Source organism: Azospirillum sp. UFLA03-27 (assembly GCF_059803775.1).
Genome location: NZ_JAUQTX010000067.1, coordinates 18,097 through 27,497, shown reverse-complemented (window position 1 = coordinate 27,497; position 9,401 = coordinate 18,097). Strand labels below are relative to the sequence as shown.

Below are 9,401 nucleotides of genomic sequence, written 5' to 3'. Positions count from 1 at the left end.
GCGTATAATCGTCGGCAGCGTCAGATGTGTATAAGAGACAGCCCCTGCGACGGCGGGGGAGGAAGGGACCCGCGAAGCGGGAGGGTGGGGGCTCGTTGCGAGACTCTTATCGCCTCGCCGTCCGTTTTTCCACTACCCCCGCTCCCTCACTCCCTGGGGGCGGCGGCCCGCCGCAGCCGGTCGTTGATGGCGACACCCAGCCCCTCGTCCGGGATCGGCATCACCGCGATGGCGCAGGCACCCTCCTGGTCGAGAGCGCGGAGATGGGCGAACAGGTTGGCCGCCGCCTCGTTCAGGTCGCCCTGGAGGCTCAGGTTCAGCCGGGCCTTGCCGCCGCGGATGAAGCGGTCGGGGCCGAAGGTCAGGAACGCCTCGTCCTCCTCGGCGCTGGTGGCGTTCAGCCGCACCGGAGCGTCGGGGGCGTAGTGGCTTTCCAACTGGCCGGGCGACTTCGGGGCGTCCGGGTTGCCGGCGGAAACCTGGATTGGGCCGATCAGCCGCTCGATCTCCTCGCGCAGCACGGCACCGGGGCGCAGCAGCACGGGCGTCTCGCCGGTCAGGTCGAGCACGGTGGATTCCACCCCGACCTGGCACTTGCCGCCGGCCACCACCATGCTCACCCGGTCGCCCAGGCTCTCGATGACGTGGTGGGGAGCGGTCGGGCTGACCGCGCCGGAGCGGTTGGCGCTGGGCGCTGCGATCGGCTTGCCGGCGGCCTTGAGCAGGGCTTGCGCCACCGGGTGGGCGGGCACCCGAACGGCCACGCTGTCCAGCCCGGCGGACACCAGCAGCGACAGCCCGGCGTCATAGCGGCGGGGCAGGACCAGGGTCAGCGGGCCGGGCCAGAACTGGTGGGCCAGCTCCACCGCGCGCTCGTCGAGCATGGCGATGGCTTCGGCGGACTCCAGGTCCGGCACATGGGCGATCAGCGGGTTGAACTGCGGGCGGCCCTTGGCGGCGAAGATCGCGGCCACGGCCCGGTCGTCGGTGGCGTCGCCGCCGAGGCCGTAGACGGTCTCGGTCGGGAAGGCGACCAGCTCGCCGCTGCGCAAAGCCTCGCCGGCGCGGGCGAGGCCGGCGGGCGTGGCGGGGATGATGTCGGGATGCTTGTCGGTCACGGGGCGATTTGTAAAGCGTGGGAGGATGAAGTCAATTCGCGCGGTTGCGCCGGCTCTGTCCAAGCCTTATGACGGGTGTGCGCGATAAACAACCAAATGATGGGTGTGGGCATGACGGGCAAGGTCTTCACCGTGGCTCAGCAGAAGGGCGGGGCCGGAAAGACCACTCTGGTGGCTCACCTCGCCATTGCCTGGATGCAGCTTGGGCGGTCGGTCGCCACGGTGGACATCGACCCGCAGGGCAGCCTGACCCGCTGGCACGCGGTGCGGGCGGAGGCCACGGGCGGGGAACCCGGCTTCACCCATGTCCAGATCACCGGCTGGCGCACCCAGACCGAGGTGGAGAAGCTGGCCCGCGACCACGACATCGTGCTGATCGACAGCCCGCCCCATGCCCAGACGGAGGCGCGCATCGCCGTGCGCGCCGCCAGCCTCGTCATCGCCCCGGTGCAGCCCAGCCCGATGGACCTGTGGGCGGTGCAGCCCACCCTGGACCTCGCCGCGCAGGAGAAGCGCCGGCTGCTGCTGGTGCTGAACCGCGTGCCGCCGCGCGCCCGCATCGCCGACGAGCTGATCGCGCGGGTGCGTGAGCTGGTGAACCCGCCGGCCGTGGACATCGCGGAGTCGCAGATCGGCAACCGCACCGCCTACGCCGGGACCCTGCTGTCCGGCCTGTCGGTGACCGAGGCGGCGCGCAAGACCCAGGCGGCGGCGGAGATGCAGGCGCTGGCCGAGGAGATCCTGCGCCGGGCGGCGTGAGGGGGAACGGCACTCGTGCCGAGTGTGCCGACACGCGCAACCCCCTCACCCTAATCCTCTCCCCGCTTTCGGCGGACCGAAGGTCCGCCTGTCGCGTCAGCGCAAACGAAGTTTGCGCGAAAGCGGAGGGGAGAGGGGACACCATTACAGCGCCTGCAACGCCTTCAGCACCGCCGCCACATGGCCGGTGACCTTCACCTTGCGCCAGACGTTGCGGACGATGCCGTCCTTGTCGATCAGGAAGGTCGCGCGCTCCAGACCCATGTATTTGCGGCCGTACATGCTCTTCTCGACCCAGACGCCGTAGGCTTCGGCGACGCCCGTCTCCTTGTCGGAGGCCAGCGTGAAGGGAAGCTCGTACTTCGCCTTGAACTTGTCGTGGCTGGCCACGCTGTCCTTGGACACGCCGATGATGACGGCGTCGAGCCCGCTGAAGTCCGGAAGCTGGTCGCGGAAGCCGCAAGCCTCCGACGTGCAGCCGGAGGTGTCGTCCTTCGGGTAGAAGTACAGGATCACCGGCTTGCCCCGCAGGGCGGACAGCGTGACGCTGCCGCCGCCGTCGGTCGGCATGGTGAAGTCCGGGGCCGGGGTGCCGACCTCGATCGGGGCGGCGTTGGTGGCTTCGCTCATGGGAGTTTGGCTTCTTCGTTGGTCTCTGGGGGAGGCAGCCTTGACGCCGGCTCCTCGACCAGCGCCACGAAATGGCGATGGGCGCGGGCGGCGATGTCCCGGATTCTGCTGTCGAGCGCGGCGAAGTCAACCGCCGGCTCCTCCTCCGGGAAGGCGGCGCGCGAGAGGCCCTCCCGCAGGGTGGGCGAAACCTGCCGCGGATCGAGCACGCCGTCGGTGGTCAGTCGCAGGAAGCCTTGCACGCGGCGCCACAACTTCAGCGTCGCCACCAACTCCTCAGCCACCTCCGGCGCCAGCAGACCGGCTCCGGCGGCGTTGAGCAGGGCGCGGCTGGTGGCGATGGACAGGATGTCCGGATGTGCGTGCCCGTGGCGGAGCTGGAGATACTGGGCCGTGAACTCGATGTCGATCAGGCCGCCGCGGGCGTATTTGACGTTCCACGGGTTGGTGGTGCCGAACTCCTTGTCGATGCGGCGGCGCATGTCAGCAACGTCCCGCAGCACCTTGGCCGGATCGCGCGGGCCGGTCAGCACGCCGCGGATCGCCGACTCGACCTTGCGGCCCAGCGCCGGATCGCCGCCGATGACGCGGGCGCGGGTCAGGGCCATGTGCTCCCACGTCCAGGCCTCCTTGGCCTGATAGGCGGTGAAGGCGTCCAGCGCGGTGGCGAGCGGCCCGGCGTTGCCCGACGGGCGCAGCCGCATGTCCACCTCGTACAGCCGCCCGTCGGCCATCGGGGCGGTGATGGCGTTGGTCAGGCGCTGCGTCAGCTTGATGTAATACTCGTTGGGCGCCAGCGGCTTGGTCCCGTCCGACTGGCGGGTTCCCGGCGGCACCTCGTAGACCACGATCAGGTCGATGTCGGAGGTGATGGTGAGCTGCCGGCTGCCCAGCTTGCCCATCGCCACCACCACCCAGGCGCCGCCGGGGATGCGGCCGTGGCGGGCGGCGAACTCCTCCTCGACGCGGGCGGCCAGCTCCGGCACCACCACGTCGGCCAGATCGGCGAGGAAGGGGCCGCAGCGGTCGCCGTCGGTGATGCCGCGGAGGATGTGCGCCCCGGCGCGGAAGCGCTGGTCGTTGGTCCAGCGTCGCGACAGGGTCAGCACGTCCTCGAAGTTGTGCGCCCCGGCGATGAAGCGCTGGTACTCCGGCGTCAGCCCCGCCGCGTCGGGCAGCGGGTCGAAGAAGTCGGGCGACAGCACGGCGTCGAGCAGCGATGGGTTGCGCGACAGCGTCTCGGCCAGTTGCGGCGCCGTGCCCATGATCTCCGCGACCAGGGCGAGCAGCCAGGGGTTGGCGATGAACAGCGAGAACAGCCCGACCCCCGCCGGCAGCCGCTCCAGGAAGCTGTCGAACTTGACCAGCGCGTCGTCCGGGGCGGGGGTCTTGGCCAGCTCGTTCAGCATGGCCGGCACCAGCTCGGTCAGCAGCTCCCGCGCGCGGCCCGAGCGGGTGGAGCGGTAGCGCCCCCGGTGCCAGGTGGAGACCACGGCGATGACCCGGCTGGGGTCGCGGTAGCCCATGCCGGCCAGCGTCTTCACCGTGCCGGGGTCGTCGTCGGTGCCGGTGAAGACGAGGTTGCCGGGGCCGGACAGCGACGGCGCCTCCTCGAACAGCTCGGCGTAGCGGTCCTCCACCCGGCCGAGCTGGGCCAGCAGGTCGGTGCGGAAATCCTCCACCCGCTCGTAGCCGAGGAAGGTCGCCAGATGCGCCACGCCCTCGTCGTCCGCCGGGATCTGGTGGGTCTGGCGGTCGTCGGTCATCTGGATGCGGTGCTCGACCCGGCGCAGGAAGCGGTAGGCCTCCTCCAGTTCCTCCACCGCCGCCTCCGGCACGCGGCCGACCGCGCACAGCGCCTTGTTCGCCAGCAGGGTGGGGGCGATGCGCACGCGGATGTCGCGCCCGCCGAAAATGAGCTGCTGGGTCTGGGCAAAGAACTCGATCTCGCGGATTCCGCCTCGGCCGACCTTGATGTCGTGGCCGTTCACCGTCACTTCACGATGGCCCTTGTGGGCGTTGATCTGACGCTTGATGGAATGGATGTCCTGGATGGCCGCGAAGTCGAGGTGGCGCCGCCACACGAACGGTTCGAGGAAACGCAGAAAATGCGCCCCCGCTTCCGGATCGCCGGCGATGGGACGGGCCTTGATCATGGCCGCGCGCTCCCAGTTCTGCCCGACGCTGCCGTAATAAATTTCGGCCGCCGAGACGGACACCGCGAGCGGCGTGGCCCCGGGATCGGGGCGCAGCCGCAGATCTGTACGGAAGACGTAGCCGTCCTTGGTCCGTTCATCCATAATGCGGACAAGATCGCGCGCGATACGAATGAACGTGCGGGCGAGGTTGTCCGGCTGGGGCGTTTGAACGACGGCGTCGTCGTACAGGACGATCAGGTCGATATCGCTGGAATAGTTGAGCTCGCGCGCACCAAGTTTGCCCATGCCAAGCACGATCAGGCCCGACCCGACCCATGGCCGCTGCGGTTCCGGCAGCGTCAGCGTGCCCGCCTCCGCGGCGCGGCGCAGCAGGTGGTTTGCCGCCATCCGGACCGACGTCTCGGCGATGTCGGACAGCGCGCCGGTGACGGCCTCCAGCTCCCACGCGCCAGTGATGTCGGCGATGGCGATCAGCAGCGCCGCCCGCCGCTTGGCGATGCGCAGGGCGGTCATCAGCCGGTCGATGTTGCGCTCCTCCGCGCAGTCCGCCTCCAGCCGGCGCAGCAGCGTCGCGAAGGCGGCGTCGTACCCCTGCGTCACCATCTCGCGGACGAAGGGCAGCTCGCGCGTCAGGATCTGGCCGAGATACGGGCTGTTGCCGCACACCGCGTCGATCAGCGCCCGGCCCTCGGTCGAATCGGCGTACGCCTCGGCCCAGGCGCGCAGGGCGTCGCCACCGGTGTTGTCCGCGGCGTTCGCCGCCTCGGCGCGCCAGCGCTCCAGGCCGCGTCCGGCAAGGGCGGTGTCGAAGGGTTTCGGCAGCGTGGTGGTCATGGTCGCGGCTATCCCTGCACAAGAACTGAGCAGGAGGGTGCGCGGTCCGGCCCTTCCGGTCAACCGTGACAATCCGCGCCGTGACAATCTGCGGGCGTCGCCGCCGGGACACTGTCCTTGATCCGGCGAACCGCGAAGCTTCTCGCCTGGACCACCGCGGGCGTGGTGGTGGTCGTCGGCGCGACCGGCGGGCTGTTCGCTTGGCGGCTGGCCCAGGGGCCGGTCGCTCTCGACCCGCTGACCCCCTATGTGGAGCGGGCGCTGAGCGACCCGCAGGGCCGCTACCGGGTCGATGTCGGCCAGCTCGTCCTGTCCTGGGTGGATGAGGAGGAGAGCGACGGGCTGACCCGGCTGGACCTGCGGGCCATCGACGTGCACGCGGTCAACGCCGAGGGCGACGAGCTTGCGGCGGTGCCGGAACTGGGCGTCGGCTTTTCCGTGCGCGCGCTGTTCCAAGGCAAGCTGTCGCCGACCCGGCTCGACCTCGTGCGGCCGCGCCTCCAGGTCGTGCGCCGGGCTGATGGCAGCCTGGATTTCGACGTGCGCTCGATCCCGTCTCCCGGCGAGCCGGAGAAGGACGAGCCGGAGGACGGCCCCGACTTCGCGGGGGAGATCGTCTCCACCCTGATGCAGCCTCCGGACATCGCCCGCCCGTTGGGCCTGCTGCGGCGGTTGTCCATCATCGGCGCCGACCTGACGGTGACGAACCGCATGCTGGGCCTGTCCTGGCACGCCAACCGCGCCGACATCGTGCTGACCCGCGACGGGACCGAGATCGTCGGCGGGGCGCAGCTGCTGCTCGACCTGGACGGGCGGACGGCGGCGGTGGAGGCATCGGGCGTCCATCGCATGGCCGACGCGGAAACCGCGCTGTCCACCCGCTTCGACGGCTTGCAGCCGGCGGCGCTGGCCAAGATCGGCCCGCTGCTGGCGCCGCTGTCGGCGGTGACCGTGCCGCTGGGCGGGCGCATCGACGCGACTCTGGATTCGCGGTTCGAGCCGGTGCGCTTCAGCTTCGACCTGCAGGGCGGTGCCGGAGAGGTCAGCCTGCCCGCGCTGCGGCCCGACCCCTACCGCATTGACCGGGTGCGGCTGCGCGGCGGGCTGGACGTGCCGGGCCGGCGGGCGGAGCTGGAGCGGCTGGACCTTGCGCTCGACGGGATGGTGATGGCCGGGCGGGGTGACCTGCGGGAGCGGGGCGGGCAGCGCAGCGGCAGCTTGCGGCTCGACCTGACGTCGGATGGCAAGCGGGCCTCGCTCGACCTCGACGGCACGCAGGTTCCCGACAAGGGCGCGTCGGTCGCCGCGCGGCTCGACGGACTGGTGCCCGCCACACTGGCCGGGCTCGCCCCGGCGCTGGCACCGCTCGCCGCGGCGCAGCTTCCCCTATCCGGCACGGCCAGCGTCGAGCTGGATCCCGACGGGCAGCCGCGCAGCGGGCGGGCGGAGTTGAAGGCCGGCGCCGGGCATGTCGTTCGACCGGACCTGTTCCCGGAGCCGATGCTCATCGCCTCCGCCGCCCTGACGGTGGCCGGCGACCGCTCCTCGGGCAAACTGGATGTGGAGCGGCTGGCCATCGATCTCGGTGGGCCGACCGTGGAGGGGACGGCGCAGGCGGCCATCGCCCAACTCGGCACGCCGGACGCCCGCCTGTCGGTGGAGGCCGCCGTGACGGCCAAGCGGGTGCCGGCGGACGAACTGCCCCGGCTGTGGCCGCTGGGGGTGGGGAAGAACCCACGGGAATGGGTGACCCAAAACCTGTCGCACGGCGTCGTGCCGGAGGCGACGGCGACCGTCCGGGCCAGTGGGCCGCTGTCCGACCTCGCGGCACTCGACGTGACGCATTTCCAGGCCGGCATCAAGGCCGAGGACATGACGGTGGATTACTTCCACCCGCTGCCCAAGGTCACCGGCTTGGCGGCGGAGGTGTCCACGGATGGCAAGACTTTCACCATCCACACCAAGGGCGGCCGCATCGACGACGTCCAGCTCGGTGAGGGCACCATCGTCATCGGCGGTCTGGACACCGGCAAGGAGACCATGGACATCCGTGTCCCGGTCCGCGGGCCGGTGCGCACCATCCTGACCGTTCTGGACAGCCCGCCGCTGGGCTATCCCAGCCGCCTCGACCTCGATCCCAAGCGCACCCAGGGGCAGGCCGACGCGCAGCTTCACTTCCAGTTTCCGCTGCTGGTCGACCTGAAGGTCGAGCAGTTGAACCTGGACGTCGCGGCAAAGCTGCGCGGCGTCGGGGTGGAGAAGGTGGCCGCCGGGCTGACCGCGACCGAGGGCGACCTGACGCTGGCGCTCGATATGAACGCCATGACGGTGAAGGGCAACACCAAGCTGGACGGCATCCCCGTCACCATCGACTGGAAGGAGCAGTTCACCTCCACCGCCAAGGGGCCGCGCACCCGCATCGCCGTGAAGGGCGATGTGGACGCCCAGGACCTGCGCAGCCACGGCATCGACCTAGCCGAGCATGTGGAAGGGCCGCTTGGGGCGGATGTGCTGTTCACCGTGGACCAGCGCCGCCGCTTCGGCCTGACCGCCGGGCTTAACCTGGAAAAGACCCACCTGCGCATCGACGAGTTGGGCTGGGAGAAGAAGCCCGGTGTGCCGGGCACCGGCAAGCTGGCGCTGGAGTTCCAGAAGGACCGGGTGACCCGCATCACCGGCCTGTCGGTCGATGCCGGGGGGCTGCGCGCCCAGGCGGTCGTCGATCTCGCGCCGCAGACCATGGCGGTCACCAAGGTGGCGGTCAGCCAGATGTCCGTCGGCCAGACCGACCTGAAGGCCGACGTGACGGTGCATGACGGCGGCAAGAGCGGCTACTCCGGGACCATCACGGGCCAGAGCCTGGACGCCCGCGTCCTGGCCGGCAAGGCCGACCCGCCCGGCGGCAAGAAGCAGGGGCCGGCCGACGAGAAACCGCTGCCGCTCGACTTCGACCTGAAGCTGAACCGCGTCGTCTTCGGGGACGGCCGCCATCTGTCCGACGTGGCCGGGCGGATCAGGCGCGACCGCCTGTCCTGGACGGCGCTCGACGTGACGGCGAAGGCGGGGCGCGACGGGGCGGTGTCCCTGCGCTATCTGCCGGGCGCCCAGGGATTCTATGACGTGGCCATCTCGGCCAGCGACGCCGGCGCGACCTTCCGCGCGCTCGACATCAACGACCGGGTGCAAGGCGGTGTTTTGGCGATCACCGGCCGCACGGTGGAGCCGCGGGCCGACGCCGCCATCGAAGGCCGGATGGAGCTGACCGACTACGCGCTGGTCGATGCGCCGGTCCTGGCCCGCATCCTGAACTCCATTTCCCCCTCCGGCTTCGCCGAGCTGATGGGCGGTGGCAAGGGCATCCGCTTCGGGCGGGCGGTCAGCGACTACCGCAAGGACGGGCGCCTGCTGACCGTCAAGGACCTGCGCACCTCCGGCTCCGCGCTCGGCCTGACCCTGTCGGGGGAGGTGGACATCGAGACCGACACCGCCAACCTGCGCGGCACCATCGTGCCCATCTACGGGCTGAATCGCCTGATCGGTCAGATTCCGCTGCTGGGCGACGCGCTGAGCGGCGGCGAGGGGCAGGGCATCTTCAGCGCCACCTGGCACGTCCGTGGTCCGCTGGCCGACCCGGACGTGACGGTGAACCCGCTCGCCATGCTGGCGCCGGGCTTCCTGCGCAATCTGTTCTTCCTGGGCGAGGGGGGCGACGGCAAGGAAGCGCCCTCGCCGGGAACCTTCGTGAAGTAAGCGGGATTGTTCATCCCTCGCCCCTCTGGGGAGAGGGTGCCCGCGAAGCGGGCGGGTGAGAGGGTTGCGCTTGTGCCGGACGTTCCGCCACGCGCATCCCCCTCACCCTAACCCTCTCCCCGCTTTCGGCGGACCGAAGGTCCACCTGTCG

At 70.6% G+C, this 9,401-nt stretch carries 5 protein-coding genes; 2 read left to right on the top strand and 3 right to left on the bottom strand.

The annotated features are described in order from the left end of the window. Nucleotides 1-146 precede the first annotated feature (146 nt). Nucleotides 147-1,118, bottom strand: a complete 972-nt coding sequence (locus tag Q4I23_RS12725; protein WP_498526464.1) for an L-threonylcarbamoyladenylate synthase — start codon at nt 1,116-1,118, stop codon at nt 147-149. Between the two features lie 111 nt (nt 1,119-1,229). Between Q4I23_RS12725 and parA the strand changes: the two genes are divergently transcribed. Next, nucleotides 1,230-1,877, top strand: coding sequence for a ParA family partition ATPase (gene parA, locus Q4I23_RS12720; protein ID WP_454017962.1), 648 nt, complete (start codon nt 1,230-1,232; stop codon nt 1,875-1,877). A gap of 144 nt (nt 1,878-2,021) precedes the next feature. On the opposite strand, the gene bcp is transcribed toward parA, so the two are convergent. Next, nucleotides 2,022-2,507, bottom strand: a complete 486-nt coding sequence (gene bcp / locus Q4I23_RS12715) for a thioredoxin-dependent thiol peroxidase (RefSeq protein ID WP_498526463.1) — start codon at nt 2,505-2,507, stop codon at nt 2,022-2,024. Next, the gene (locus Q4I23_RS12710; RefSeq protein ID WP_498526462.1) at nt 2,504-5,500 is read right to left on the bottom strand and encodes a bifunctional [glutamine synthetase] adenylyltransferase/[glutamine synthetase]-adenylyl-L-tyrosine phosphorylase; all 2,997 of its coding nucleotides are present in this window, start codon (nt 5,498-5,500) and stop codon (nt 2,504-2,506) included. Before Q4I23_RS12710 ends, bcp begins: the two co-directional genes overlap by 4 nt. 117 nt (nt 5,501-5,617) lie before the next feature. On the opposite strand from Q4I23_RS12710, the gene Q4I23_RS12705 reads away from it, so the two are divergent. Continuing rightward, entirely contained in the window at nt 5,618-9,250 is a 3,633-nt protein-coding gene (locus Q4I23_RS12705) for a YhdP family protein (protein ID WP_498526461.1), read from the top strand. Nucleotides 9,251-9,401: the final 151 nt, after the last annotated feature.

What these genes read in the sequence shown, in the direction of transcription:
- bcp (WP_498526463.1), bottom strand. Translation starts at nt 2,507, where the DNA reads ATGAGCGAAGCCACCAACGCCGCCCCGATCGAGGTCGGCACCCCGGCC.
- parA (WP_454017962.1), top strand. Translation starts at nt 1,230, where the DNA reads ATGACGGGCAAGGTCTTCACCGTGGCTCAGCAGAAGGGCGGGGCCGGA.
- Q4I23_RS12710 (WP_498526462.1), bottom strand. Translation starts at nt 5,500, where the DNA reads ATGACCACCACGCTGCCGAAACCCTTCGACACCGCCCTTGCCGGACGC.